Here is a 26377-nt window from a genome sequence, read left to right as displayed (position 1 = left end):
GGGCAAGGTTACGCACCGCGCCCTGAACTCCCCCTGAACGCACTCTGAACCTGGGCTGAACCGCCCTTTCCCGAATGTTTCGACACGTTTCAACAGGAGTTCCGACCATGCGCATGTTCTTCGCCGCCCTCCTGCTGGCCTTGAGCGGGCTCAGCCAGGCTGCCATCCAGACCCGGGAAATCCCCTACCAAAGCGCCGACGGCACGAAAATGATTGGCTACTTCGCCTACGACGACACTCTCAAGGGCCCGCGCCCCGGGGTCGTGGTGGTGCATGAGTTCTGGGGCCTGAACGACTACGCCAAGCGCCGCGCCCGGGATCTCGCCGGCCTGGGCTACAGCGCCCTGGCCATCGACATGTACGGTGACGGCAAAAATACCGAGCACCCCAAGGACGCCATGGCGTTCATGCAAGCGGTGAACAAGGACAGTGCCGTGTCCAGCGCGAGGTTCCAGGCCGGGCTCGACCTGTTGAAAAAACAACCGCAAACCGATCCGCATAAAATCGCCGCCGTCGGCTACTGCTTCGGCGGTGGCGTGGTGCTCAATGCCGCCAGACAAGGCGTGCCACTGGCAGGCGTGGTGAGTTTCCATGGCGCGTTGGCGACCCATACGCCGGCAACGCCAGGCAGCGTCAAGGCGAAGATCCTTGTGGAACACGGGGCCCTGGACAGCATCGTCACCCCGGAAAACATCACGGCTTTCAAGAGCGAGATGGACAAGGCCGGCGCCGACTATGAATTCGTCAGCCTCGATGGCGCCAAGCATGGGTTCACCAACCCGGATGCCGATCGACTGGGCCATGGCGATCATGGCGGGCCGGACATTGGCTACAACAAGGCGGCGGATGAAAAGTCGTGGGCGGATATGCAGGCTTTCTTCAAAAAGATCTTTGGTTGACACCGCCCTCTGTGGCGAGGGGGCTTGCCCCCGTTGGGTGGCGAAGCCACCCCAAAACCTGCAATCGCATTGGGCCAGATAGGGCGCGGTTGCAGGATTTACGACTGCTTCGCAGCCGAACGGGGGCAAGCCCCCTCGCCACAGCAAGCTCCCTCACCACAAAAGCCATCTGCTACTACCCAGTCCCAAGCCAACCCGGCAAAATGCCTGACATGAATTCAACCCCCGCCCTGCCCATCTGCTGCACCCCCCTCGATGACCATTGGCCGCTGCCGTTCGCGCTGCCCAATACGGTTCTGTTGAGCACTCACTTCGATAGCGCCCGACTGGCCAGCGATGACTTTCAGCGCAGCGCAGTGGAGGTGCCGGCGAGCATTCAGCGCTCTGTCGCCAAACGGCAGGCGGAGTTTCTCGCCGGGCGGGTGTGTGCCCGGGCCGCGTTACAGCGCCTGGAAGGTTTGAGCGTCATTCCGGCCATTGGTGAAGACCGGGCACCGGTCTGGCCTGCTCATATCACGGGCTCGATCACTCATAGCACGGGCCGGGCCGCGGCGATTGTCGCGAACAAAAGCCATTGGCGCGGCCTGGGCATGGACCTGGAAAACCTGCTCAATGTCGAACGCGCCGAACGCCTGGCCGGGGAAATCCTCAACCCGCCGGAGCTACAACGCATGGCGCTCGGTCCTCGCGAGCAACGGGCCTTGCTGGTGACCCTGACGTTCTCGGTCAAGGAAAGCCTGTTCAAGGCACTCTATCCGATCGTTCAACAACGGTTTTATTTCGAACACGCCGAAGTGCTGGAGTGGCGTGAGTCGGGTGAGGTGCGGTTGCGACTGCTCACGGATTTGTCCCGCGAATGGAGCAACGGCACCGAGCTGGATGCGCAGTTCGGGGTCAAGGATGGGCAGTTGTTGAGTCTGGTCAGTATCAAGGCCTGACGATTTTCGGTGTTTGGCAGGGCCCCTTCGCGGGCAAGCCCGCTCCCACAGGTTTTGTGTCGTACACAAGTCAACTGTGGGAGCGGGCTTGCTCGCGAAAGCGGTTGAACATTCACCGAAAATCTCAACGCTTCTCCTGATTACGCGGCCAGCTCAGGCTGAAACACGCCCCACCCAGACTCTTGCTCTTGCCGATCAACGCACGCCCGTCGTGCCAGTGGATGATGCGCCGCACGATCGACAACCCGAGCCCATGCCCACCTGACGCACGGGTACGGCTGTCGTCCAGACGCAGGAACGGCGTGAAGATCTTCTCCCACGCCGACTCTGGCACCCCCGGCCCGTCATCCTCGATATCCACCCGGCAGCGCTGCTGCCCCACCTGATAGCTGATGGTCACCCGTGATTGCGCATGGCGCATGGCGTTGCTCACCAGGTTCTGGATCGCCCGGTGCAGATAACGCGGTTCGGCCTCGACCCAGGCATCGTCGTTATCGGCGGCCGACAGGCACAAACCCCGCTGTACCGTGACGTCGGCACGCAACGGCGCCAGTTCTTCAATCACTTGGTTGACCAAGGCATCCAGATCGATCCGCTGGAAGTTCAGTGCCGGAGAACCCTGTTCGAGCCGCGCGTAAGTCAGCATCTCGTCCACCAGCCGGTCGAGATCCTCGATGTCGTTGTCCATGCCCTGGCAGTATTTTTCCAGGGCTTGCGGCGTGGTGGCCGTGCCGATCATCTCCAGGCCAAAGCGCAGGCGCGCCACCGGCGTGCGCAATTCGTGGGACACCGCGCGCACCAGTTCGCGCTGGATCGCCAACAACTGCTGCAAGTGTTCGGCCATGCCGTTGAACGCCGAAGCCAGCCGCCCCACCGAGTCCGCGCCGCGCGCCGGCACGCGGGTTTCCAGGCTGCCCTGGGCAATGCGCGTGGCGGCGGCCTCCAGGCCACGCAAACGCCGCTCGAGCTGGCGCACCAACAGATAAACGATCAAACCGATCAGCGTCAGGCCCAGCGCGGCGATCAGCACCAGCCATTGCGGGGGATAAGGGTTCATCTGATACAACGGGCCGATTTCCAGGACCCACGGCGTGCCGACCATGCCGGCAAACACCCGGATCGAATCGCCTTCCTTGCCCAGCGCCATCACGGTGTCGCCCTCGGATACCCGACGGCTCTGGTCTTCGTCCATGTCCGCCTCGTCAACCGTGACCAGACGCAGGTCGAAGCCAAAGCCCTTGTCTTGCTTCAATTGCGCCAGACGCATGGGCTGATCGGCTACGGGGGTGCGCACCAGCTCATCGGTCAACAGGTAGATGGTCGCCCGGGCCAGTTGCTCGCTGATCTGCTGCACTTCCCCGGTCAGCATCAACTGTTCCTTGTCGCTGACCAGCTTGTAGACCTTCGCCGCGTGCGGGCCGGTCTGTTCCACCAATGCCTGGCCGCGCAACACACGGGTGCGCTGGGTAAGGTCGAGGTCAGTCTCGGCAAAGGTCTTCAGCGCCAGCGGAATGCCCAGCAACCGCTCCCACACCAGCAAGGCCCGATGGCGCTCGGTCTGGTTCATCGGTTGCAGGTTGTCGGCCATCAGCGAAAAGGTGCCGTGGGCCAGGCGCTCGCGGTATTGCTCGCTGCGCACCTGATTGAGCAGGTGCAACGCCAGCACACCAAGCACCGCCACCAGAATCAGCGCGGCACACATGCCGCCATAGATACGCAGGAAGATCGAGTTCACAGGGTCTGGTCTACGCAAGCCTCGGGAACGAACAGATAGCCTTTGCTGCGCACGGTCTTGATCAGCCGTGGATGCTCCGGGTCATCGCCGATCTTCGGGCGGATGCGCGAGATGCGCACATCAATGGAGCGATCCTGACCGTCATAACCGATACCTCGCAGCGCAGTGAAGATTTCTTCCCGGGAGAGAATGCGCCCGGCATTGGCCACCAACAGCCAGAGCAAGTCGAATTCGGCGCTGGTCAGCTCGATGCCGTTGCCCTGCAACCAGGCTTCACGCAAGGCGTTGTCGACGATCAGCGGGCCGAACTGCAGACGCCGCTGTTTTTCCGGGGCGACTTCGGGCGTTTCGCTACGGCGCAGCAAGGCCTGGATGCGCGCCAGCAGCAGGCGCGGGCGTACCGGTTTGCAGACGTAGTCGTCAGCCCCCAGGTCCAGGCCGAGGATCTGGTCGGTATCATCGGTGCGGGCGGTGAGCATCAGGATCGGGCCGTCATAACGGGCGCGGACCTTGCGGCAGATGCTCAAGCCATCTTCGCCGGGGAGCATCAGGTCGAGGATCACCAGGTCCGGTTGCTCCTTGATAATGCGGTTCGCAGCGAGGGCACCATTCCCTTCGATCGACACCCGCAGGCCATTGGCTTCCAGGTAATCGCGGGTCAGTTCGGCCAGTCGCTGGTCGTCCTCCACAATCAATACCTGCCAGGCTTCTTGCTCCACGGGTGACCTCTGCTTGCCAAAACCACTAATAAGGAAGGATCCGCCCGTCTTTTTGTAATGATTCGGGGGGACAAATATGTATACACGCTGAGCCGAATGTATAAACGCCGCCCGTCGAGAACACAAGCAGGTAAATGCGTTCGGACAACGCGGTTTTTTGTGATAGGGTTCGCGCCCTTAAAAATCCGACCGAGCGTTTTCGATCGCAGAAAATCACTGAAAAAAGGTCCGGTCCAGCAGCGTCGCGGCCTACACGCCGGTTCCCTCTTTCACACACAATTTACGCACAGGTTTATCCACAGGTAGTACGTTGCAATCCTCCCCTAAAACGCATTATCTTGTAGCCCGGCGCTAAAAAAACCCTAGATATAGGGTTTTGCGCAAAAAACCAAACACAAACCAGACACCAATTTCAAGCGCTTTTATTGCCTCTGTCCGGTTGAACCAAACGTATTTTCGAAAGACCAAACCGCGCATGCGGATGGCTACTGTGTTTCGGCCCCGAGTGGTGAAAACGGTACGGGTGTTGCAGTCCCAACTGTCACCTGCAAAGGACCAAGGTTTCAGGCCCAAGGCGTGAGACCAAAGACTTCGGCATGGAAGCGGCGCCCCATAAAGCCCCCTTCCTACTGTCCCGAAGTTGTTATGCCCGGCGCTCGCCGGTTGTAGTGCTTCAGGACGGAACGGTGGGCACCGTGATGGTGCCCAAACAAACATAGAGAATGTGGAGACACTCCCCCATGCAAACCGACACAACTCGCGAGAACCCGCAGGGCACCTTGCCGCAGGCCGCTGATTCGAATTCGGATCTGTCCGCCACCGCGCCTGGCCAACTGCGCGTGATCAAGCGTAACGGCACTGTCGTTCCCTACACCGATGACAAAATCACCGTCGCCATCACCAAAGCGTTTCTCGCAGTTGAAGGCGGCACCGCTGCTGCCTCGTCGCGAATCCACGACACCGTTGCCCGCCTGACCGAACAGGTCACCGCGACCTTCAAGCGTCGCATGCCATCGGGCGGCACCATCCACATCGAAGAAATCCAGGATCAGGTCGAACTGGCCCTGATGCGTGCCGGCGAACAGAAAGTCGCTCGCGACTACGTGATCTACCGTGATGCCCGTTCCAAGGAACGTGCCGTTCGTACCACCGAAGAGCCGGTACAAGCGCACCCGTCGATCCGCATTACCCGTGCCGACGGCAGCCTGGCGCCGCTGGACATGGGCCGCCTGAACACCATCGTCACCGAAGCGTGCGAAGGCCTGGAAGAAGTCGACGGCGACCTGATCCAGCGCGAAACCCTGAAGAACCTGTACGACGGCGTGGCCCTGACCGACGTCAACACCGCCCTGGTGATGACGGCCCGTACCCTGGTTGAACGCGAGCCTAACTACTCGTTCGTGACCGCCCGCCTGCTGATGGACACCCTGCGTGCCGAAGGCCTGGGCTTCCTCGGCGTCGCCGAAAGCGCCACCCACCACGAGATGGTCGACCTGTACGCCAAGGCGCTGCCGGCCTACATCGCCAAGGGTATCGAATACGAGCTGCTGAACCCTGAGCTGGCCTCCTTCGACCTGGAAAAACTGGGCAAGGCGATCAACCACGAGCGCGACCAGCAATTCACCTACCTGGGCCTGCAGACCCTGTACGACCGTTACTTCATCCACAAGGATGGCGTGCGTTTCGAACTGCCGCAGATCTTCTTCATGCGCGTGGCCATGGGCCTGGCGATCGAAGAGAAAGACCGCGAAGCCCGTGCCATCGAGTTCTACAACCTGTTGTCGTCCTTCGACTACATGGCTTCGACCCCGACCCTGTTCAACGCCGGTACCCTGCGTCCACAGCTGTCGAGCTGCTACCTGACCACCGTGCCGGATGACCTGTCGGGCATCTACCACGCGATCCACGACAACGCCATGCTGTCGAAATTCGCCGGCGGCCTGGGCAACGACTGGACGCCGGTTCGTGCGCTGGGTTCGTACATCAAGGGCACCAACGGCAAATCCCAGGGCGTGGTTCCGTTCCTGAAAGTCGTGAACGACACCGCCGTTGCCGTTAACCAGGGTGGCAAGCGCAAAGGCGCTGTGTGTGCCTACCTGGAAACCTGGCACATGGACATCGAAGAGTTCATCGAGCTGCGCAAGAACACCGGTGATGACCGTCGTCGTACCCACGACATGAACACCGCCAACTGGATCCCTGACCTGTTCATGAAGCGTGTCTTCGATGACGGCAAGTGGACCCTGTTCTCGCCATCCGAAGTGCCGGACCTGCACGACCTGACCGGCAAGGCCTTCGAAGAGCGCTACGAGTACTACGAAGCCCTGACCGAGTACCCGGGCAAGGTCAAGCTGTTCAAGACCATCCAGGCCAAAGACCTGTGGCGCAAAATGCTGTCCATGCTGTTCGAAACCGGCCACCCATGGCTGACCTTCAAGGACCCGTGCAACCTGCGCAGTCCGCAGCAGCACGTCGGTGTGGTCCACAGCTCGAACCTGTGCACCGAGATCACCTTGAACACCAACAAGGACGAGATCGCCGTTTGCAACCTGGGTTCGATCAACCTGCCGAACCACATCGTCGACGGCAAGCTGGACACCGCCAAGCTGCAACGCACCGTGAACACCGCCGTGCGCATGCTCGACAACGTGATCGACATCAACTACTACTCGGTGCCGCAAGCGAAGAACTCCAACTTCAAGCACCGTCCGGTCGGCCTGGGCATCATGGGCTTCCAGGACGCCTTGTACCTGCAGCACATCCCGTACGGTTCCGACGCTGCCGTGGAGTTCGCCGACAAGTCGATGGAAGCGGTCAGCTACTACGCGATCCAGGCTTCCTGCGACCTGGCCGACGAGCGCGGCTCGTACGAGACGTTCCAGGGTTCGCTGTGGTCCAAAGGCATCCTGCCGCTGGATTCGCAGCAGATCCTGATCGAGGCCCGTGGCCAGAAGTACATCGATGTCGACCTGAACGAAACCCTGGACTGGGCACCGGTTCGCGCCCGTGTACAGAAAGGCATTCGTAACTCCAACATCATGGCCATCGCACCGACCGCGACCATCGCCAACATCACCGGCGTATCGCAGTCGATCGAACCGACCTACCAGAACCTGTATGTGAAATCGAACCTGTCGGGCGAATTCACCGTGATCAACCCGTACCTGGTTCGCGACCTCAAGGCTCGCGGCCTGTGGGACTCGGTCATGATCAACGACCTGAAGTACTACGACGGTTCGGTGCAGCAGATCGAGCGCATCCCGCAGGAACTCAAAGAGCTCTACGCGACCGCCTTCGAAGTGGACACCAAGTGGATCGTCGACGCTGCCAGCCGTCGTCAGAAGTGGATCGACCAGGCTCAGTCGCTGAACCTGTACATCGCCGGCGCTTCGGGCAAGAAGCTGGACGTGACCTACCGCATGGCCTGGTACCGTGGCCTGAAAACCACTTACTACCTCCGTGCCCTGGCCGCGACCAGCACCGAGAAGTCGACCATCAACACCGGCAAGCTGAACGCTGTTTCCAGCGGCGGCAACCACGGTGAAGATTCGGTCCTGGCAGCGCCTGCCGGCCCTGCTCCAGTGCCGAAGGCTTGCGCCATCGACGAGCCGGATTGCGAAGCTTGCCAATAAGCTGAGCCGGTAAGCACTGAAAGGTGCTGACTAAAAACCCCCGATCTGCCTCTGGCGGGTCGGGGGTTTTCTTTTGCCTCAAGGAAAGCGGTGACTGATCTGACGCTTTCGCGGGCAAGCCCGCTCCCACAGGGAACCGATTCTTTCCAGATAAACATGATCAGCTGTGGGAGCGGGCTTGCCCGCGAAGAGGCCATCACCTCCAACACAAAACCACAGGCCACAAAAAAGCCCCTCTCTCGAGGGGCTTTTTATGCAGCACTGTCCAGCATCAAGTCATCTGAATGATGGTCTGCATGATGGTGCTTTGGGTCGAGATGGTCTTGGCGTTCGCCTGGTAGTTGCTCTGCGCCTTGATCAGGTCGACCAGCTCGTTGGTCAGGTTGACGTTGGACTCTTCCAGGGAATTGGAAACGATCGAACCCAGGGTGCCAGTCTGCGGCGCATCGTAGCCCGGGATGCCCGACGTGTAGGTTTCTTTCCAACTTGTGCCGCCTACCGGCTGCAGGCCTTGCTCGTTGGTGAAGCTGGCCAGGGAAATCTGGCCGATCGGCTTGGTCTGGTTGTTGCTGAAGTTGGCCAGCAGCACACCGCTGCCGTCAATGGTCAGGTTGGTGATCTGGCCAGTGGCGTAGCCGTTCTGCGCAGGAATCGAACGCGCGGTGTCGGCGTTGAACTGCGTGGTGTTGCTCATGGAAGTGGTCACGCCCGCCGGATCGGCGGCGGCGCCGTTGGCTGCCCATACACCGTTGGTCACCTTGCCTGGGACCCAGTTGGTGATCTTCAGATCCGGGCTGACGACAGGCGGAGTACCTGGAGTGGTAACCGAAACCAGCTTGCCACTCGAATCGAAAGCCATGGTCGAAGGGATTGGAGCCGTCACGGCAGGATCACTGCCATCCGGGTTGCGACCATCGATCAGGGTGTAGGTATCCCAGGTGTTCGGCCCCGTCTTGACCATGTACTGGTCCATGGGGTGCTGGTTACCCTGCGTATCGAAAACCGGGGTGGTGAACTGCTTGGTGTAAGTGGCGGGCTTGCTCGGATCGAACTTGTTGGCCACCACCGTCTGATCGATCACCGGCGCCGTGGAGTTCAGGTTGATCGTCGACGAAACGGTGCTGGTGGCCTTCGGCGCCAGGTTGGAGGTGTCGATTCGCAAGTCGGTCAACACGCCATTGAGAATCTTGCCATTGGCGTCCACACCGTAACCCTGCAAACGGGCCGTGCCGTCACTGTTGGTGACGTAGCCTTCCTTGTCGGTCTTGAACGTACCGGCACGGGTGTAGGTCAGCGAACCGTTGTTGTTCAGAACGAAAAAGCCGTTGCCCTGGATACCCATGTCGAGGACGTTGCCGGTGTTGCTCACGTCACCCTGGGTGAACTGCTGGGAAACGTTGGCCAGGCGTACGCCGTTGCCGATGGTCTTGCTGCCGGTGCCCAGGCGGGTCGCCGAGTACACATCTTCGAATTCTGCACGGGACGATTTGAAACCGGTGGTCGCGACGTTGGCGATGTTGTTGCCGGTCACGTCCAGTTGTTTGTTGGATGCAAAGAGACCGCTAAGACCGATGTTGAAAGACATGTTTCACTCCTTTGTGCCGGGTTAGTCGGCTTTACATACCAATGGTTTGTACTTTGGACAGGGCAACACTGCCCAGCCCGGCCAGATTGAGCATCAACTCACCGCCGGTCTGGCTGATGGTCACGCTGTTGACGGTCGCGGGCAGGTTGGTGATCAACGCGACGGACTTGCCATCGATCTCGGTCGTGGCGCCGAAGGTGTAGGTGCCGGCAGGTACCGTCTCACCCGCATCGTTCTTGCCGTCCCAGATGAAGCTGGCGTTGCCGGCCTTCTGCGAACCGAGGTCGATGGTGCGCACGGTCTTGCCGGTTGAGTCGGTGATCTTCAGGGTGGCGGACGCCACCGAAGACGGCACCACCACCGTGCCGCTCAGGCTCTTGGTGGTATCGACCACGGCCTTGTCGCCCGGCGCGATGACCGAACGGCCTACCAGCGACGACGCCTGCAAGGCCTGGGACGAGTTGTAGTTGCTGGCCAGGCCGCTCACGGTGTCGTTGAGCGCGGTGATGCCTTCCAGGCTGCTGAACTGCGCCAGCTGGGCCACGAACGCACCGTTGTCCTGAGGCTCCAGCGGGTTCTGGTTTTTCAGCTGGGTTACCAGCAACTGCAGGAACGCATCCTTGCCCAGGGCCTTGTTGCCCGAGGCGCTGCCGGCTGCCGAGGCGAGGCCGTCAGTCGTGGTGTTGGTCTTGATCGAAGAGTTGGCCAGGATGTCGTTGAGGCTCAAACCACTGGTGGAATCGGTAACACTCATCTGAGTCGCCCCTTATCACTGACCGAGGGTCAGGACTTTCTGCATCATGGTTTTGGCGGTGTTCATCATTTCGGCGTTGGTCTGGAACGAACGGCTCGCGGAAATCATGTCGGCCATTTCTTCAACCACGTTGACGTTCGGGTAGTAGACGTAACCCTTGGCATCGGCGGCCGGATGGTTCGGCTCGTAGCGCGCCTCGAGATTGCTCTGGTCTTCGACTACACCCAGCACCTGCACACCTTGGCCGGCGGCGTCCTGGCTCTGGAACAGCGAATCGCTGCCGCCGCTCTGGCCACCCTGGAACATGGTGGCGAACACCGGGTGACGCGCGCGATAGGTCTGGTCGATGCTCGACGAGACGGTCTCGGCGTTGGCGATGTTCGAAGCGACGGTGTTCAACCGCGTGGTCTGCGCACTCATGCCGCTACCGGCAATGTTGAAAACACTGGATAGAGACATGGCTTACTCTCCGCGCAGGGCTGATACCAGCCCTTTGAATTTGCTGTTGAGCAGGGTGAAGCTGGCCTGGAAGCCGATCGCGTTTTCCGCGTAGTTCGACTGTTCCAGCTGAGCGTCCACGGTGTTCTGGTCGATCGACGGTTGCATCGGCGTGCGATACAGCAACGACTCGTCGCCATTGCCCATGCCTTCAGCTTCGATATGCCGGCTGTTGGTCATGTTCAAGGCGAAGGTGCCGCTTTTGGTTTTCTCGTTCTGCTCGGCGAGCACTTTCGAGAAGTCCAGGTCCCGAGCCTTGTAGTTCGGGGTATCGGCGTTGGCGATGTTATTGGCCAGGACTTCGGCACGCTGGGCGCGGAAGCCCAGGGCTTGTTCGTGGATACCGAGCGCTTTATCGAAGCTGATGCTCATGTCGGGAAACCTTCGGGTGACCTGATTTTTCGTAGGATCGACATAGCAAGCCCCATGCCAATTCAAAAAACCCCGGAAACCGGGGCTTTGCCGGACATGGCAACGCGGCAATGCCAGAAAAGCGGCAACGGTTTTCCGCCGCCTGCCGCTTTTCTGCCGCTTGGCACCACTCTTGAGAACACCACCTCCCCCTGTAGGAGCTGGCTTGCCAGCGAAAGCGGTGTGTCAGCAAATTAAACGTCGGCTGACTCGACGCCATCGCTGGCAAGCCAGCTCCTACAAGGAGATTGAGACAACCGTGAGAAATCACCAGGCATAAAAAAACAGGAGCCCCTGAGGACTCCCGTTTTTTGACAATGCCAACCGTTCATTTCGCCTGGTAAATGATCCCCGGGCTGCACTGGACCATCTGGTAATGATCCGGCAAACCGTTCAACGCTTCGGAAGCACCGAGGAACAGGTACCCCCCCGGCTTCAACGTGCTGTGGATGCGCAACAGGATGTCCTTCTTCACCTCGGCGGAGAAGTAGATCAGCACGTTGCGGCAGAACACGATGTCGAACTTGCCGAGGCTCGCGTAACTGTCCAGCAGGTTGAACGAACGGAACTCCACCCGGCTCTTGATCGGCGCCTTGATCGCCCAGCGTCCCGGCCCTTTCGGGTCGAAATAACGCTGCAGACGCTCGGGCGACAGACCGCGGCCGATGGCCAGGCTGTCGTACTCGCCGGTCTTGCAGTTGTTCAGCATGGTGCCGGACAGGTCGGTGGCAACGATCTGTACGCCCATCCTCAACTGACCCATGTTGACCCGTTCGAACTCGTCGATGGACATCGACAGCGAATACGGTTCCTGGCCCGACGAGCACGCTGCCGACCAGATACGCAGGCGCTGGCCGGGGCTGGCCTTGATCGCTTCGGGCAGGACCTTGTTCTTCAAGACTTCAAACGGGTAGGTGTCACGAAACCACAGGGTTTCGTTGGTGGTCATGGCATCCACCACCTGTTCACGCAAACCGCTGCGCGGCTGGGTCTGCATGCGCTGAACCAGCTCCCCCAAAGACTTGATGCCTTGCTGTTCCATCAGTTTGTTGAGACGGCTGGAGACCAGGTATTGCTTGTTTTCACCGAGCAAAATGCCACAGGCTTTTTCCAGGAATACCCGGAACTGTTCGAAATCCAAATTACCCGTAGACAATGATGCCGCCTCTTAAATCGTGTTGACTGCCAGGGGCGCAGGCCCCTAGCTGATATCTGCTGCTTTGATCCGGTCGACTACCCGGGATGCCAGGTCATCAGGACGGAACTTGGCCAGGAAGTCATCGGCACCGACCTTCTTGACCATCGCCTGATTGAATACCCCCGACAACGAAGTATGCAGGATGATATGAAGCTTTTGCATGCGCGGGTCGTTGCGGATTTCCGCCGTCAGGGTGTACCCGTCCATCTCCGGCATCTCGATGTCGGAGATCATCATCAGGAACTCTTCTTCCGGCTTCTTGCCCTCGTCGACCAGTTTGCGCAGGTAATCCAGCGCTTGCCGACCATCGTTCAACGCCACCACTTCGACGCCGACCGTTTGCAGGCAACGCGTGACCTGCTTGCGCGCCACCGAGGAGTCGTCGACCGTCAGCACGCGCAACGAAAGCGCCTTGTGCTGGGTTTCGACATCCACCACGCCGACGGAAATCGCTTCCGGCGTCGGTGCCACTTCCGCGAGTACCTTCTCGACATCGATGATTTCGACCAACTGATTGTCGACCCGCGTCACCGCCGTCAGGTAGTGATCGCGCCCGGTGCCCTTGGGTGGCGGATGGATCTCCTCCCAGTTCATGTTGACGATGCGCTCCACCGAGCGCACCAGGAAACCCTGGGTCTTGGTGTTGTACTCCGTGATGATCACGAACGGATTGTTCTTGTCCTTCAACGCACCGGAGCCGGTCGCCATCGCCAGATCAAGGATCGGAATGGTCGCCCCCCGGATGTTCGCCACGCCGCACACGACAGGACTGGACTTGGGCATCAGCGTCAATTGGGGGCATTGCAGCACCTCCCGAACCTTGAATACGTTGATCCCGTACAGCTGCTGACCGTCGAGACGGAACAACAACAGCTCAAGGCGATTCTGCCCCACCAGTTGCGTGCGCTGGTTTACCGAATCCATTACACCAGCCATGCCCAGACTCCTACACCAACGCCAAGTGTTGTTGCGACGCGCCTTCATCACTAAACGGCACGGCGCTTGCTTTTTTAATCGTTATGAACACAGAACCGACATTTTTCCGACGCCTGACCACACCCTATCGCAAATTGCTCGGCGTGCTGGCGGCTGTTTGCCTGTTCAACGCTGGCAGCCCTGCCCTTGCTGACGCGGTTACCTTGCCTGACATGCTTATCGGCGTCACTCAGGGCTTTCTTGAATTCACCGTAGAAGACTATCTGGCAACCAGTCAAACGGAAGGTCGCTACGAGATCCAGGTCAACCCGCTCGACCCGCGCATGCACATGCCCATGTGCGACAAGGAGTTGACAGCAACGCTCGAGAGTCCCAAGCCGCTGGGACGGGTCACGGTCAAGGTCCGCTGCGAGGGCGCCGCCCCCTGGACTGTCTTCGTACCCGCTCAAGTCCGCCTGTTTCGCGAGGTAGTGACCACCGCCCGGCCACTGCGTCGCGCCGCCATTGTCGAGCCTGGGGATGTGGTGCTGCGAGAGCGCGATATCAGTCTGATCAGCCAGGGCTACCTGACGTCCCTCGACCAGGCGATCGGGCAGCGATTGACCCGACCAATGGTCACCGACCAGGTGATTACCCTGGTGCATATCGAACAGGCCGAGGTGATCCGCAAGGGCGATCAGGTGGTGATTACCGCCCGCAGCGGTACGCTCAGCGTGCGCATGCCCGGCGAAGCGCTGTCGAACGGCAGCCTGAGCGAACAGATCCGGGTGAAAAACCTCAACTCCCAACGAGTCATCAAGGCGCAGGTCATGGCGCCGGGGCAGGTGGAAGTGTCCATGTAAGGCGCTCTGTTCATCGGAATGTGGCGCTCGCCGCGGCGGTTCCCTAGACTGTGCTCCATGCAGGGCAAGCGCTGACGCGCGCGAGGTTCATTGATAAATGAGCCTAAAGTTTTCCAGGGAATGGCCGAAACCATGGCAAGCGTCCAAATTCCCAGAGGTTTTTTTTATCATGGTCATCGATTTCAGCCGTTTGAACAGCTCCTCGTCCCTTACGGGCAGTACACGTACCAGCGCCAGCAAGGAAAGCGCCGAAGCCGGCAAAACCGCGCCGCTGGAATCCGCGGCCGAACAGGCCGGTACCGTCAACAGCGGGGAATCGGTACATATCAGCAATGAGGCTCAACAGTTGCAGAAGGTCACTGACACGCTGCGCGATCAGCCTGCCGTCGACAAAGCCCGCGTGGCCGAGTTGAAAGCAGCGATTGCCGATGGCAGCTATAAAGTCGACAGCAACCGTGTAGCCAGCAAACTGCTCAACTTCGAAGCCCAGCGCTAGGCCACCGCCGGCGCCAGGCTTTTGGACGCTTAAAACCCAAGGCCAGCCATGCACGACACTCAGCTACTGCAACTGATCACCGACGACTTTGCTCCAGCGCAACACCTGCTGGAATTGCTGCAGACCGAATCCCTCGCCCTGCATGGCCGTGACATGCCATTGCTCGAGGGCATCCTGGCGCAGAAACAGGCATTGGTCGTCTTGCTCGAACAGCATGGCCGCAAGCGCAGTGAAATTCTCGCCAGCCTCAACCTGCCGACCAACCGCGGCGGGCTGGAGCAACTGGCCAGCCAGTCGAGCATCGGCGACCAGTTGCTGGCGCAAAGTGACGTTTTGAGCGATCTCCTGGTCCAGTGCCAGGCCAGCAATGCCAGCAACGGTCAATCAATCCTCACTCAGCAGGCCGCTACGGCCACCCAGCTGAGAATTCTCAACGGTGGTGAAACCCCGGCGCTCTACGATGCCAGTGGAACATTCTCCAAGCTTGCTAAGCCGCGCCCCCTCAGTCAGGCTTAGGCCGCTTGATGTGCCGCTCTATCCAAGACGCGAAAGATGCTGGCAGAATGCTGGCCAGTCGTAGTCAAATTTTGTCTGGAGATTGATTAACCGTGTCCAATGCCTTATCCGTGGATGATGCTCCGCAGCCACCCAAGGTGCTCTCCACGCCCTTGGAAATCTCCAGCAATCTGCGCCAGCTGCTCGAAAGCCATGACCCGCTGATCATCACATTCCACGAGCGCAGCCAGCGCTTCCAGAGCTATCTGGTGGACCTGGACCGTGACAGCAACATGATCGCCCTGGACGAAATGATCCCTCGCGATGGCGAGCGCTACCTGATGGCGGGCGAACCCTTCAGGGTCGAAGGCTTCCACGAAGGTGTGCGCATTGCCTGGGAAAGCAACGGCCAATTGAACATCGACGAATCCGGTGGCAGCCGCTGCTATCGCGGCGCCCTGCCCGATGAAGTGGTGTACCACCAGCGCCGCAATGCGTTCCGCGCGGCATTGAAGCTGGCACAACTGGTCAACGTCAATCTCGACGGCGAAAAGCTCAAGGCCCCCATCAGCGGCAAGCTGCTGGATATTTCCGCTACCGGCTGCAAACTGCGTTTCGACGGCGACATCACAGGCAGCCTGCAACTGGGTCAGGTGTACGACCGCTTCAGCGCCGACCTGCCCTTTGGCAAGATGACGGCTCCGGTCGAGTTGCGTTATCTGCACTTCGAAGAAAAGATCTCCACCACCTTCGCCGGCGTTCGCTTCCACAACATGAGCGGACTGGTGCAGCGTCAGGTCGAACGTTTCGTCTACCAGTTGCAGCGTGAAGCGCGCCGCTTCGACAAAGACGACATCTGATGGAGCCTCCACAAAAAACGGGCAGTCCCTTGCGGTGACTGCCCGTTTTTTTTGTGCCCCGGCCTTAAGGCCTGGCCTCGCTGAAGTTAGGGTCCCGCCCGGTATCAGGGTCTTGAGGCGGTTGATCGGTTTCAGTTTCGCTGACAGCTTCAGGTTCTAACTCAGGCTCGGGCTCTGGCCCGGTACTCACCGGAGTGTGCATCTGCTCCTGCACCACCTGCTCATCCACACGCGGGTCGAGGCAGGCCACCAGTGGCGAACTCGTCATATTGTCCGGCATGGCCACGTGATGCAGCGGTGCGTCGTCGACCTGATGCAGGTTGGTCACCGCTTTCGGGCGAATTCGCCACACCAGCACCAACGCAAAGAAACTGAAGAACGCATAGAGCATCTGGCTGCCAAACAGCTTCATCAGCACACCTGCCACCAGCGGTCCGATACTCGCACCCACGCCATAGGTCACCAGCAACATTGCCGTCAGGGACACCCGGCGATCGCCTTCGACGTGGTCATTGGAGAACGCCACCGCCAACGGATACAGGCAGAACTGCACCAGCGAGCAGAGGAACCCGGCGATGAACAAGACCTCCAGCGGCACCTGCGGCATGATTGCCAGCGGCAGTGCTGCCAGCGCCAGGCTGAACGCGAAACTGCGGATCAGCACGGCCCGGTCGTAGCGGTCGGACAGCCAGCCCAACGGCCACTGCACCAGCAGACCGGCAAAAATGCAGCACCCCATGAACAGACCGACCTGCTCCGTGGACAACCCTTGCTGTGAGGCATACAGCGGCGCCAGACCGTAGAAGGAACCGACAATCAGGCCCGCTCCGAGCACCGTACTCAATGATTGTGGGACACGCTTGATAAAGAACCGTGGCTCCATCGGTGCAGGATGCAAGGGTGCAGGGTGAATCCGCCGGGTCAGGGCCACAGGCACCAGGCACAGGGCAAAACACAGGGCGACCAGCATCAGCAGTTCCAGTCCCAGCGCCGGGTGCATGACCAGAATCAGCTGCCCCAGCACCAGGCCCAGGTACGAAGCGATCATGTAACCGCTGAACACCATGCCGCGCTGATTGGCATCGGCCTGCTCATTGAGCCAGCTCTCGATCACCATGTACTGGCACATCATGCCCAGACCCACTATGACCCGCAGGAACAGCCAGGCCGGCAACCAATCGACCAGGCCATGGCCGAGCACCGCCGCGCCGACGATCCCGGCACAGGCCGAGTAGGCCCGGATATGCCCGACCCGGGCAATCAAGCGGTGACCGATCTTGCCCCCCAGCACCAGGCCGAAATAGTTGGCGGCCATCAACGCACCGACCCACAGGCTGTCGACATGGTCGGCCGCCAGGCGCAGGCCCAGGTAAGTGCTCAACAGGCCCGAGCCGATCAACATCATCAGCGAGGCGAAATACAGTGCTCGAAAGGATTTCCAGATTTGGCGCATCGGCGTTCCGAGCGGCTCCTTGCAGTGAGAATCGGCTATCGCTAAACGATAGCCGGATGTCGACAGATCGTCAGGCCTGGGCGGCTAAAACACGTCGTTCCCAGGGCGTAATTTCATCATGGAAACTGGTCAGCTCCAGGCTCTTCGAAGCGATGTAGCCTTCGATGAATTCCGTGCCGAACAGTTCCTTGGCCAACTGGCTACGTTTGAGACGCTCAAGTGCCGCATGCAAGGTACACGGCAACGAAAGATTGTCCGGCACTTCGAATTCACCCTGGATCGGGGCGCTCGGCTCCAATGCGTTCTCGATGCCATGCAACCCTGCCGCCAGGCTTGCGGCAATCGCCAGATACGGGTTGGCATCGGCCCCGGGCAAGCGGTTCTCGACCCGACGGGCCACCGGCAAACTGGCCGGGATGCGCAGGCCGGCCGCCCGGTTGTCGTGGGACCAGCAGGCATTGTTCGGTGAGGCGTAAGGATGGCACAAGCGCTGATAGGAGTTCACGTTCGGCGCAAACAACGCGGTGAAGTCGGCCATGCACACTTGCTGACCGGCAATGAAATGACGGAAGGTGGCCGTCTCCTGCCCCGCCTCGTCACTGAACACGTTACGCCCCGAATCGATCTCGACCACGCTCTGGTGAATATGCATCGAACTGCCCGGTGTATGCGCCAACGGCTTGGCCATGCAGACTACGCTCAGGCCATGCTTGAGAGCCACTTCCTTGAGCAGGTGCTTGAACAGGAACGTCTGGTCGGCCAGCAGCAATGGATCGCCATGCAGCAGGTTGATCTCGAACTGACTGACGCCCATCTCGTGCATGAAGGTATCGCGAGGCAATCCCAGCGCCGCCATGCACGCGTAGACTTCGTTGAAGAACGGCCGCAAGCCGTTGTTGGAACTGACGCTGAACGCCGAATGACCGTCCTCGCGGCGACCGTCCTGGCCCACCGGTGGCTGGAACGGCTGAGTCGGGTCGGTGTTAGGCGCAAAAACGAAGAACTCAAGCTCGGTCGCCACCACGGGCGCCAGGCCGCGGGCCGCGTAACGGGCAATCACCGCCTTCAGCTGGCCACGGGTCGACAGGTTGGAACTGGTGGTAGTGCCCAGTTCGTTCGCGTCGCAAATGGCGAAAGCACGCGGCGGGTTGCTCCAGGGCAAGCGGTGGATTTGTGCAGGGTCCGGAATCAGCGCCAGGTCGCCATCATCGCTGCCGTAAAACCGCGCCGGCGGGTATCCGCCCATGATGCATTGCAGCAGCACACCCCGCGCCAGCTGCAACCGTCGACCGTCGAGAAAACCCTCGGAGGTCATCACTTTGCCCCGTGGAACGCCATTCAAATCCGGCGTGACACATTCAACTTCATCAATGCCCGTCAATCGCTGCGCGAGTGAACTCAGGCCAACGGTCGTCATGACGCTATCCTTGTTATTGTGCGGGCCGCGAACGGCGACCGTACAAAATAGGCTCCGCGTGTTCGGAATTTCAAGCAGCGTCGATAAATATGCGGCCTGTCAGGGCAGGTAAAGACGAAACACCCCACCGCCCAACGGACCGCCATTGCTGATTTCGGTGTGCCCGCCCACGCCGTTGCGTTGATGCAGCGCGGCAATTCGTCCGGCAAAGTACAGACCCAGGCCGGTGCTGCCGGTGCTTTGATTGATGCCCTGGGCGTAATCGGCCTGACGCTCGATCATCGGCGCCGGATAGCCCTCGCCATCGTCATTGATGGTCAACACCAGTTGCCCGGCTTCGTCACTGACACTGATCAGAACGGCATGCCGTGCAAAACGAATGGCGTTGTTGATGCAGTTGGCCAATACCGACGCGATCAACTCGCGGTCAAAGAAACCCAGCGGGCTCAGCGGGTCCACTTCATAGGTGGCCATGATGCCGCGGCTGGCGAACACCTCTTGATGACACGCCAGTTGCGCTTCGATGAAGTCGTCCAGCTCATGGTAGGCCGGTTGCAACGGCATCTGGTTGACGCCGAGCTTATACAGCCCCAGCAACTGCACCAGCATGCCGTTGAGGTGGGCGAACTCGAAGTCGATCACGCCCTGCTCCGGCGTCTGCTGCGCCGATTCCGGCAATCGCGCCAGCCACTGGCTGTGGGCCTGCATCAGCATGGCCAGCGAGTTCTTCATGTCGTGCACGGTGGAGGCGATCACCGTGGAGAAGTCCAGTGCCTGTTCGTGTTCGTTCATTGGCCAAACGCCTTGCTTTTGAGCTTTTGGTAACGTGGAAAACGCGCGTCGGTGTCGGGCATCAGGCCGACCATTTTCAGGCAGGTCCGACATTCCTCCAGCTCCGCCGAAGCAACGCTGGTATCGGTGCCGTGCAACAACGACTGCGCCATGTTCAGGGCGATACTGATGTTCTTCGGTTGCATGGCCAAGGCTTTGCGAAAGACCTGCCGGGCCTCTACCAAGTTGCCGGTCTTGTAGACGCGCACGCCCTGACGGTTGAGTTCAGCGGCGGCGTTGCCGGCATTGAGGATGCTCGGGTCGTCGGTCTGCTTGGCGATGTCCTTCATCACCGCCGGATCGTCGCCGTAGATTTCCACGCAGTTTTTCAGCATCGCGGTGCCGGCCTCGGACTGCCCGAGCATTTTCAGTTGCTTGGCCACCAGCAACGCCGCTTCCGCGCTCATGAATTGCTCCATGCCATCGAGACGCAACAGTGCCTGCTCGGTGAGCTTGTCGGCCGTTTCCGCATCGTTGATCAGCAGACTGGTGGCCTTCATCAAGCGCGCACGAATTTGCAGGCCAGGGTCGCTTGGGTTGTCCTTGGCCACTGCGCTCAGCGTGGTGTTGATTTCCAGCCGGGTGCGGGTATCCAGCCCCCTGTCGCTGCCCTTGCTGATCAAGGCGTGAGCCAGGCCGAGGTTACTTTCAGGGTCCTTGAAACGTGACTGCGCACCTTGCGCTACCGCCTGACGATAGGCTTTGGAGGCGGTATCGAAGTCCTCGTTGGTCATTGCCAGCTTGCCCAGCATCGCTTGCCGGCGCACCGCCAGCGGCGACAGGCGAATCGCTTCTTCGAGAACGCGCTGCGCCCCCTTGGTGTCCCCTTCGGCGACCAGCACGTCAGCCATGCCGTCATACAACGACGGCATCATCGGGAACACTTTCAGGGCTTTTTCGTAGATACCTTTGGCCTGCCCGACCTGACCGCGCTTGAACAGCAACTTGCCCAACCCGGCAAACGCCCAAGGCAAAGGACGGTCGGCGATGATGCCGTCGTACAGCCGCTCCAACGCTTCGTTCTGATTGAGATCGCGCAAGGCATCGGCGCGATAGCGCAGGCACAACGGCGAGTAACGGATGTCTTGCTTGCACAGAGCGATGCAGGCGTTGAGCACTTCCATCGGCTTGCCCCGGTCGAGGGCCTGCAGGATCGGCTTGAGCAAGGTCTTGCGCTGCTCCAGGCGCTCCAGGCGCTGGGCCAGGCTGGAACGGTTGAACGGCTTGGTCAGGTAGGCATCGGGCTCATGCTCCAATGCACTGAGCACCATGGCCTGGCTGGTTTCGGCGGTGACCATCACGAACACCGCTTCATGGCTGATCAACTTTTCTTCCATCAGGTCTTCGAGCACCTGCTGGCCGTTCTTCTTGCCGTCGCCCAGGTGAAAGTCCTGCAGGATGAAATCGTAGGCCTTCTGCGAACACATTTTCAGCGCCTGTTCGCCAGTATCGGCAGTGTCTACTTCCTTGACGCCCAGTTCGCGCAGCATCGAGCGAACCGAACTGCGGAAGTCCGAGAAATCATCGACGATCAGAAAACGCTTTTGGTGATACGACAGCATCGAAGATTTCCAGGCAATTTAAGAAGGAGAACCCAAAGGCAAATACACGGACGGACTCAGCTTCGCAGCCGTTGATTTGGCGCGCAGATGATAGCTGGTAGCCCTTGGCCATCAAACAGCTTCTCGTCGCCAGTCAGCACATGCACTGGACCGTCAGAGACGAAGAAGCTCGTAACTGTCCGGGTTATCGGCCAGCCATGGCATTCCCTTGAGAACTTGCCCCAACACTCACGCTGAAAAGGTGAACGCGTTAGATGGTCATACGGATGCTGACGGCAACGCCGAGTTCGCTATTGAGCTCATCGGGGTTACCCGAATGGCGACTTCGGACTTAGTCCTCTGATAGAGCAAAGGGGGGCAGTCTTCACCTGAAAACTTTGGCCCGCACCCAAGAGCATAAGAATCGGGCTCACCCGTGAATGCGTGCCTCAATGCGTTTTTCGTGTGGCCAGAAGGTTGATCGATTTTCGCATCAGCGATGCTGAACGCTTCCTATCCCCCCTGTGTAATCTACTTGACAGAGTCCATGCTCTCAGTGATATCGTTTTGATATTATCTCGGCATAGGGACTGCATGAGGAGTAATAGCCAAAAATGGCTGCTGATCCATTCTGAACAATGAGGTCAGGGTAGTCAGGCGTAGTGGAATGGCGTCAAAAAGCCCCTACGGCCCCCACGTACGGGGCATTTTTTTCCAAAGCCAATGTGGAAGTCGAGTCGACTTACGCCCCCAACCTGCCATCAGTCATCTGTGAACGGCTGTAGTGAATCCCCTTGGTTTCGTAGATACATCTATTAGCCAACTATTGATCGAACTTGGCTAGTCGCCAATGTCGGCTTTGGATTGTAGCTACGCAACTGGAGCAGGATTGACAATAGTATGCGCACCGTTTTTTAAACCAAGCAAGAGTTTGACATGAGTATGTACGAGGATGGGTTGCGCCTCGAGTTACTGCTTGGAGTTTAGCCTGTGGCAGAAGCCACTTTTTTAGCAGTAACGACAGGAGAGTCTAAATGGCAACAGTAAATGGAAAGACGGTAACCGGGTCCACCATCTATGGAACCACCGGCTACGATATAATTTATGGCGCCAACATCGCCGAAGTTATTTATGGCGGAACGGGGGACGATACCATTTATGGCAATGATGGTAACGATACGATCTATGGTGGCACTGGGTCGGACGCCCTGAATGGCGGCAACGGCAACGATATCCTGGACGCGGGCACTAGTAGTAATAGCATCCTTACAGGCGACGCAGGGGCAGATACTTTCGTCATAAATCGTGGAGCCAGTTATATAGGGCAAACCATCACGGATTTTGACGTGTCCGCAGATCGGCTGGATCTTCGTCTGGTCGGTATCTCCGATATCGAGACGCTTAATCGCCTATTTGAAGTCAACTACGATGACAAGCTTTTATTTACAATCAATACTAACGGTTATTATTCGACGACCAAACTAAACAATCTTTGGGCCACCGGGATCGAGGAGTTGGACACATCCAATGTGCTTCTTAATACGACCGTCAAAGACGATACGCTGACCGCAACCTCAAGGAGCGACCTGTTCGGAGGGTTGGGTAATGACAGCCTTACAGGTTCCTCGTCCAGCGACCGCCTTTTTGGCGAAAGCGGCAATGACACCCTCTTCGGCATGGATGGGAATGACCTTTTGGTCGGTGGTTCCGGCAACGATACCCTGAGCGGTGGTGCCGATGGAGATGTGCTCGAAGGCGGTAGTGGCAACGATATCCTGAACGGTGGCACCGGGAGCGATCGACTCATTGGCGGGGCTGGTAGCGACACATTCATCGCTCAGCGGGGGAGCAATTACTACGACTCGACCCGAATCATCGATTTCAGTCTCGCGGAGCAGGACAAGCTCGATGTCCGCACGCTCGGGATCAGTGATATCGATAGCCTCAAGCGCCTGGTGGAGGCGGTGGACGACAAAGGTGGCGATGTCATCACAAATTGGAACGGCGGCTACTCGGCTGAGCTGGCGCTCACGGGAGTATCGATCGCCGACCTGACAACGACCAACCTGCTCCTCAATACAAGCACGGCCAACTCTAATCAGTTCGCCACCGGCAGAAGCGATTTGTTCGGGGGCCTTGGCAACAACCGTCTCGTTGGCTCCTCGTCCAGCGACCGTCTGTTCGGGGAAGGCGGCGCTGACACCCTGGAGGGGGGCGATGGTTACGACCTACTGGTGGGCGGCAGCGGTAACGATAGTTTGTTCGGTGGCAATGGTAACGACACACTGGAGGGCGGCATTGGCGACGACAAGCTCGATGGTGGCGACAACTATGACATCCTCAGGGGGGGCATCGGTAACGATACTCTGAATGGCGGCCAGGGAAACGACGTGTTATCGGGCGGCACCGGTAATGACTTGCTGATCAGCAGCCTTGGCGACGACTTCCTGGACGGCGGTGAGGGCATCGATACCCTGTCCTACGCAGCAGAGGGATTGACGCTCAACGTCGATCTCAACCTCACGGGCGATCAGCGTGTCCAGGCATCCCGTTACGAGGATGATCGAATTCTCAATATCGAAAACGTTATTGGTGGTTACGCGAACGATCGCCTGGTGGGTAATGCCAATAACAACAGCCTCGATGGAGGCAACGGTGACGACACACTCAGTGGTGGACTTGGTAATGACGTCCTGCGTGGTGCAGTTGGCAATGACACCATAAATGGGGGCGGCGGCGTGGACACGGCTACCTACGAGGGAGCAGCTTCCGGGGTCAAAGTCGACCTGAGCATTACGACTGCCTCGCAGAATACACTCGGTGCAGGTGTCGATCGCCTCCTCTCCATCGAAAATCTCACCGGATCCAGCTACGCCGATACGCTCAAAGGCGATGCGGCAGCCAACGTGTTAACGGGCGGACTAGGCAAGGACACCCTCATCGGCGGCGCTGGCAGCGATATTTTCGACTTCAATTCGTTGTTGGAAACGGGGACGATCAGCTCCACCTGGGATGTCATCAGCGACTTCGTGCGGGGTAGCGACAAGATTGACCTGTCGACGCTGGATGCCAACACCGCCACGACCGCCAATGACGCCTTCCTCGCGATCATCGGTAGCACGACCGCCTTTACTGCTGCCGGGCAATTGAAGGTTGCGAATGGCGTGCTCTACGGCAACACGGATGCGGACAACACCGCCGAGTTCGCCATTCAGATCACCGGCGTCACGAGCCTCTCGACTTCGGACTTCATACTTTGAGCGTGGGGGGGAGGCGAATAGCCCCCTCATCGAACCAAGGTTCTAAACGACCCTGACAATTTCATCAAAGCTGTTCAGTTATGGACGCTTGACGAATCCTTGATCAGCAGAAAAATCCGGAGCCTCCTAACCAGGTTCCGGATTTTTTATGCCTGGCTCACAGGATTGTTGTGGCGATTCACAAACCCTGTCTTTAAACAGGTGAGGTCAATGTTTACTGTGGCTGCTGACCCGCAAAGCCCTAATGGCGACTGAGGAACACCAAAATAGGTAAGCGCTTGAATTATATGGTGTCCCAGGGCAGGTTCGAACTGCCAACCTTCCCCTTAGGAGGGGGATGCTCTATCCAATTGAGCTACTGAGACACAAGTCGGCCGTGAGGAAACGCGGCGCGATGGACGGCGTGCATGTTAACGGCCGGGCTGGCTTTTGTCATGTCGTCCGTAGGCTTTTTAAGTGTAGGCAAACGCCTTGGCAGGACGGGGACTTGTTTACCGTGCAAATTGCATCACTGCAAAAAGCCATCATTGCAAAATGCAATATGGAGCTTTACCAAAAATAACTTAATTCATTGTTTTTAAAGAATTTAATTGTCGATAGACTCTGGCATGCGAGCTGCTTCTGCTGTTCTCACAGAACAACCGAGGTCCGCGCCATGAAATGCGCCCTTTTACTCTCGAATGCACTCGCACTGGCAGTTTTACTGGGATTTCATTTTTTCCCCCAGAGCAGCGCTACGCAGGTTGCCCAACGCATCCCGCATTACCTTCAGTTGCAGAAGGCTCCGCAGCTGGCAGCGATAAGCGACCAGCACGGCTTTGTCCAGGAGGCCAGCCAGGAAAACATCCCGGTGCCGAACCCGCCGGCCGAACGTTTGGTATTTTGAATCCCCCCTCAGGAGCATCGCATGTCCAGATCAGCCGCGAGTTTTTTCATCCTCGCCTTGTTGAGCGGCATTTTTCATCTGTCATTGACCCAGGACATGGTCGTCACCCTCCCCCTGATCGCCTGCGGTGTATTCACCGGTCTGTTCGTGCTCGCATTGATTGCCGGACGCAAGATCAAGTTTGATCCGGTACTGCGTTGACCCTGGCTTGGAAGATTCCGTGCCAGGGCCTGCCATCGATCCTGAATTCAGCCCCTCAATTCGACCGCCCCTAGTAAATCGGCCATTTGCCACTATTCTGTAAGGGCAAGGAGCAGGGATCGAGCCCGCTTTTTCCTCCCGCCAGAGACCTTTCGTCGGTCGGAGAAAGCGCCAAGCGAAACGGCCCGGTCAAACTTTTCAAACCAGTGCGCATTTCTGATAATTGGTGCTGGCAGAACGCCTTTATCCAGTTCAATATTTGTCACAGAATTGACGCCAAGGATCTGGCTGGTTTGAGGCATGATGCGCGCCTCTATCAATTCAGGTTGAACATTTGGTCAGAGAGCTTGTCCTACCAGACATCCTGCGGCCAATCCCGAAAACCGCTCCCCTGAACTAACCGGTTAAATATATGCGCCCATTGAAACAGGCAATTTATTCCAGCCGTACGGCTGACAAGTTCGTCGTACGTCTGCCAGACGGAATGCGTGAACGCATTGCCGAGGTGGCTCGCAATCATCATCGCAGCATGAACTCCGAAATCATTGCGCGCCTTGAGCAGAGTCTTATTCAGGAAGGCGCACTGGGAGAAGAGTTGAGCATGCGCCTGGACAGCCCGGAGCTTTCCTTGCACGAACGGGAGCTGCTGCAGCGCTTCCGCCAACTCTCCCATCGACAGCAGAACGCCCTTGTTTCGCTGATCGCTCATGACGCTGAAATGGCCGCCGACGCGTCCTGATTCAGCCAGAAAGCTCAAGCCAGCCTGATCGCTGGCTTTTTTTTGGTTCTT

Annotated in this window: 24 protein-coding genes and 1 tRNA gene; 11 read left to right on the top strand and 14 right to left on the bottom strand. The window is 58.9% G+C overall.

What is annotated here, in order from left to right; all coding sequences use genetic code 11:
- The first annotated feature begins 107 nt into the window (after window positions 1–107).
- Entirely contained in the window at window positions 108–899 is a 792-nt protein-coding gene (locus tag AB7M25_RS07545; RefSeq protein ID WP_454237134.1) for a dienelactone hydrolase family protein, read from the top strand.
- A 212-nt stretch (window positions 900–1111) separates the two neighbouring features.
- Window positions 1112–1837, top strand: coding sequence for a 4'-phosphopantetheinyl transferase family protein (locus tag AB7M25_RS07540; protein ID WP_454237133.1), 726 nt, complete (start codon window positions 1112–1114; stop codon window positions 1835–1837).
- A 124-nt stretch (window positions 1838–1961) separates the two neighbouring features.
- Here the strand turns inward: AB7M25_RS07540 and AB7M25_RS07535 are convergent, their stop codons facing one another.
- Together AB7M25_RS07535 and AB7M25_RS07530 are read right to left on the bottom strand one after the other, a co-directional pair.
- The gene (locus tag AB7M25_RS07535) at window positions 1962–3572 is read right to left on the bottom strand and encodes an ATP-binding protein (protein WP_258682191.1); all 1611 of its coding nucleotides are present in this window, start codon (window positions 3570–3572) and stop codon (window positions 1962–1964) included.
- Complete coding sequence (locus tag AB7M25_RS07530) at window positions 3569–4291, bottom strand: response regulator (protein WP_102699803.1); 723 nt, start codon at window positions 4289–4291, stop codon at window positions 3569–3571. Before AB7M25_RS07530 ends, AB7M25_RS07535 begins: the two co-directional genes overlap by 4 nt.
- 740 nt (window positions 4292–5031) lie before the next feature.
- Between AB7M25_RS07530 and AB7M25_RS07525 the strand changes: the two genes are divergently transcribed.
- Window positions 5032–7923 carry a ribonucleoside-diphosphate reductase subunit alpha gene (locus AB7M25_RS07525; RefSeq protein WP_007980117.1) on the top strand — a complete coding sequence of 964 codons (2892 nt, stop codon included), beginning with the start codon at window positions 5032–5034 and terminating at the stop codon, window positions 7921–7923.
- A gap of 271 nt (window positions 7924–8194) precedes the next feature.
- Here AB7M25_RS07525 and flgE read toward each other — a convergent pair whose 3' ends face one another.
- The 6 genes from flgE to AB7M25_RS07495 form a co-directional block, all read right to left on the bottom strand.
- Window positions 8195–9508, bottom strand: coding sequence for a flagellar hook protein FlgE (flgE, locus tag AB7M25_RS07520; RefSeq protein ID WP_428609640.1), 1314 nt, complete (start codon window positions 9506–9508; stop codon window positions 8195–8197).
- A gap of 31 nt (window positions 9509–9539) precedes the next feature.
- The gene (flgD, locus tag AB7M25_RS07515) at window positions 9540–10262 is read right to left on the bottom strand and encodes a flagellar hook assembly protein FlgD (protein ID WP_454237132.1); all 723 of its coding nucleotides are present in this window, start codon (window positions 10260–10262) and stop codon (window positions 9540–9542) included.
- A gap of 15 nt (window positions 10263–10277) precedes the next feature.
- Window positions 10278–10721, bottom strand: a complete 444-nt coding sequence (gene flgC, locus AB7M25_RS07510) for a flagellar basal body rod protein FlgC (protein ID WP_007980123.1) — start codon at window positions 10719–10721, stop codon at window positions 10278–10280.
- Window positions 10722–10724: 3 nt separating this feature from the next.
- Window positions 10725–11132: a flagellar basal body rod protein FlgB gene (gene flgB, locus AB7M25_RS07505; RefSeq protein ID WP_454237131.1), complete on the bottom strand. Its 408-nt coding sequence runs from the start codon at window positions 11130–11132 to the stop codon at window positions 10725–10727.
- Between the two features lie 367 nt (window positions 11133–11499).
- Window positions 11500–12327 (bottom strand): protein-glutamate O-methyltransferase CheR, encoded by an 828-nt coding sequence (gene cheR, locus AB7M25_RS07500; RefSeq protein ID WP_007980127.1) that lies wholly within the window; start codon window positions 12325–12327, stop codon window positions 11500–11502.
- Window positions 12328–12372: 45 nt separating this feature from the next.
- Window positions 12373–13305, bottom strand: coding sequence for a chemotaxis protein CheV (locus AB7M25_RS07495; RefSeq protein ID WP_015096472.1), 933 nt, complete (start codon window positions 13303–13305; stop codon window positions 12373–12375).
- An 83-nt stretch (window positions 13306–13388) separates the two neighbouring features.
- Between AB7M25_RS07495 and flgA the strand changes: the two genes are divergently transcribed.
- From flgA to AB7M25_RS07475, 4 genes are all read left to right on the top strand, one after another.
- Complete coding sequence (gene flgA / locus AB7M25_RS07490; RefSeq protein WP_429386322.1) at window positions 13389–14147, top strand: flagellar basal body P-ring formation chaperone FlgA; 759 nt, start codon at window positions 13389–13391, stop codon at window positions 14145–14147.
- Window positions 14148–14316: 169 nt separating this feature from the next.
- Window positions 14317–14643 carry a flagellar biosynthesis anti-sigma factor FlgM gene (gene flgM, locus AB7M25_RS07485; protein ID WP_007980134.1) on the top strand — a complete coding sequence of 109 codons (327 nt, stop codon included), beginning with the start codon at window positions 14317–14319 and terminating at the stop codon, window positions 14641–14643.
- A gap of 48 nt (window positions 14644–14691) precedes the next feature.
- Complete coding sequence (locus tag AB7M25_RS07480) at window positions 14692–15159, top strand: flagella synthesis protein FlgN (protein WP_218479498.1); 468 nt, start codon at window positions 14692–14694, stop codon at window positions 15157–15159.
- A gap of 92 nt (window positions 15160–15251) precedes the next feature.
- Complete coding sequence (locus tag AB7M25_RS07475) at window positions 15252–15998, top strand: flagellar brake protein (protein WP_429386320.1); 747 nt, start codon at window positions 15252–15254, stop codon at window positions 15996–15998.
- 64 nt (window positions 15999–16062) lie between these two features.
- Here AB7M25_RS07475 and AB7M25_RS07470 read toward each other — a convergent pair whose 3' ends face one another.
- The 4 genes from AB7M25_RS07470 to AB7M25_RS07455 all read right to left on the bottom strand — a co-directional run bounded on the left by AB7M25_RS07470 (window position 16063) and on the right by AB7M25_RS07455 (window position 21261).
- The gene (locus AB7M25_RS07470) at window positions 16063–17451 is read right to left on the bottom strand and encodes an MFS transporter (protein WP_429386319.1); all 1389 of its coding nucleotides are present in this window, start codon (window positions 17449–17451) and stop codon (window positions 16063–16065) included.
- Window positions 17452–17521: 70 nt separating this feature from the next.
- Window positions 17522–18766 carry a glutamine synthetase family protein gene (locus AB7M25_RS07465; RefSeq protein WP_429386348.1) on the bottom strand — a complete coding sequence of 415 codons (1245 nt, stop codon included), beginning with the start codon at window positions 18764–18766 and terminating at the stop codon, window positions 17522–17524.
- A 201-nt stretch (window positions 18767–18967) separates the two neighbouring features.
- Window positions 18968–19660: a sensor histidine kinase gene (locus AB7M25_RS07460; protein ID WP_429386317.1), complete on the bottom strand. Its 693-nt coding sequence runs from the start codon at window positions 19658–19660 to the stop codon at window positions 18968–18970.
- Window positions 19657–21261 carry a response regulator gene (locus AB7M25_RS07455; RefSeq protein WP_429386316.1) on the bottom strand — a complete coding sequence of 535 codons (1605 nt, stop codon included), beginning with the start codon at window positions 21259–21261 and terminating at the stop codon, window positions 19657–19659. Before AB7M25_RS07455 ends, AB7M25_RS07460 begins: the two co-directional genes overlap by 4 nt.
- A gap of 1013 nt (window positions 21262–22274) precedes the next feature.
- Here AB7M25_RS07455 and AB7M25_RS07450 point away from each other — a divergent pair.
- Window positions 22275–24500, top strand: coding sequence for a calcium-binding protein (locus tag AB7M25_RS07450; protein ID WP_454237130.1), 2226 nt, complete (start codon window positions 22275–22277; stop codon window positions 24498–24500).
- A gap of 288 nt (window positions 24501–24788) precedes the next feature.
- Here the strand turns inward: AB7M25_RS07450 and AB7M25_RS07445 are convergent.
- Window positions 24789–24865 (bottom strand) — tRNA-Arg (locus AB7M25_RS07445).
- 290 nt (window positions 24866–25155) lie between these two features.
- Between AB7M25_RS07445 and AB7M25_RS07440 the strand changes: the two genes are divergently transcribed.
- Together AB7M25_RS07440 and AB7M25_RS07435 are read left to right on the top strand one after the other, a co-directional pair.
- Entirely contained in the window at window positions 25156–25386 is a 231-nt protein-coding gene (locus AB7M25_RS07440) for a hypothetical protein (protein ID WP_429516600.1), read from the top strand.
- Window positions 25387–25407: 21 nt separating this feature from the next.
- Complete coding sequence (locus tag AB7M25_RS07435) at window positions 25408–25587, top strand: PA3371 family protein (RefSeq protein ID WP_413427698.1); 180 nt, start codon at window positions 25408–25410, stop codon at window positions 25585–25587.
- 92 nt (window positions 25588–25679) lie between these two features.
- Here AB7M25_RS07435 and AB7M25_RS07430 read toward each other — a convergent pair whose 3' ends face one another.
- On the bottom strand, window positions 25680–25889 hold the full coding sequence (locus AB7M25_RS07430; protein WP_429386311.1) for a hypothetical protein: 210 nt from the start codon (window positions 25887–25889) through the stop codon (window positions 25680–25682).
- Window positions 25890–25999: 110 nt separating this feature from the next.
- Here AB7M25_RS07430 and AB7M25_RS07425 point away from each other — a divergent pair, with 110 nt between their 5' ends.
- Window positions 26000–26326, top strand: coding sequence for an Arc family DNA-binding protein (locus AB7M25_RS07425; RefSeq protein ID WP_003178899.1), 327 nt, complete (start codon window positions 26000–26002; stop codon window positions 26324–26326).
- Window positions 26327–26377 lie beyond the last annotated feature (51 nt).

This window comes from Pseudomonas sp. AP3_22 TE3818, from assembly GCF_053628995.1.
Note: the sequence above shows the minus strand (reverse complement) of the source record. Positions and strands in the feature narration are given on the sequence as shown.